Source organism: Acinetobacter sp. 18QD2AZ41W, from assembly GCF_009829025.1.
GTDB lineage: Bacteria > Pseudomonadota > Gammaproteobacteria > Pseudomonadales > Moraxellaceae > Acinetobacter > Acinetobacter pseudolwoffii.
The window spans coordinates 1-1,146 of sequence record NZ_WURP01000055.1; the positions used below are offsets into that span (position 1 = coordinate 1).

Below are 1,146 nucleotides of genomic sequence, written 5' to 3' on the forward strand. Positions count from 1 at the left end.
CCTTCACGGATCGCAAAACGTAGACCTGGGTCCATTGCGATTGGGTGGATTAGCTCTACTGACATCTCAACGTTGTCACCAGGCATAACCATTTCCACGCCTTCTTTAAGCGCGATCGCACCAGTTACGTCCGTAGTACGGAAGTAGAACTGTGGACGGTAACCGTTAAGGAATGGAGTGTGACGACCACCTTCTTCTTTAGAAAGTACGTATACTTCCGCATCGAATTTAGTATGTGGCTTGATCGCACCTGGTTTAGTCAATACTTGACCACGTTGTACGTCTTCACGCTTAGTACCACGTAGAAGAACACCACAGTTCTCGCCTGCACGACCTTCGTCAAGCAATTTACGGAACATTTCAACACCAGTAACTGTAGTTACTTGAGTATCACGAATACCAACGATTTCAACTGATTCGCCTACTTTAACAATACCAGTCTCTACACGGCCAGTTACTACTGTACCACGACCAGAGATTGAGAATACGTCTTCAATTGGCATAAGGAATGGAAGGTCGATAGCACGTTCTGGCTCTGGAATGTAAGAGTCAAGTGCTTCAACCAGTGCAACAACAGCGTCTTCGCCATACTGACCAGCTTCACCGTTAAGTGCAGCAAGTGCAGAACCGCGGATTACTGGAGTGTCATCGCCCGGGAAGTCATAAGTAGAAAGAAGTTCACGAACTTCCATTTCAACCAGCTCAAGAAGCTCTTCGTCGTCTACAAGGTCGCATTTGTTCAAGAATACAACGATGTAAGGTACACCTACCTGACGAGAAAGCAGGATGTGTTCACGAGTCTGTGGCATAGGACCATCAGTCGCAGCACATACAAGGATCGCGCCGTCCATCTGAGCAGCACCAGTAATCATGTTTTTAACATAATCGGCGTGGCCCGGGCAGTCTACGTGAGCGTAGTGACGAGTTGGAGAATCGTATTCTACGTGTGAAGTATTAATTGTAATACCACGTGCTTTTTCTTCTGGTGCAGAGTCGATTGCAGCGTAATCACGCGCTTCGCCACCGAATTTTTTCGCACATACAGTTGCAATCGCAGCTGTTAAAGTTGTTTTACCATGGTCGACGTGACCAATTGTGCCCACGTTAACGTGTGGCTTATTACGTTCAAACTTAGCCTTAGCCATG

1 protein-coding gene is annotated in these 1,146 nt (G+C 46.9%); it reads right to left on the reverse strand.

Annotated features, from left to right (window positions below; all coding sequences use genetic code 11):
• The coding region (gene tuf, locus GVV58_RS15215; protein WP_159139023.1) for an elongation factor Tu at positions 1 to 1,145 on the reverse strand (1,145 nt) is incomplete at its 3' end.
• Position 1,146 lies beyond the last annotated feature (1 nt).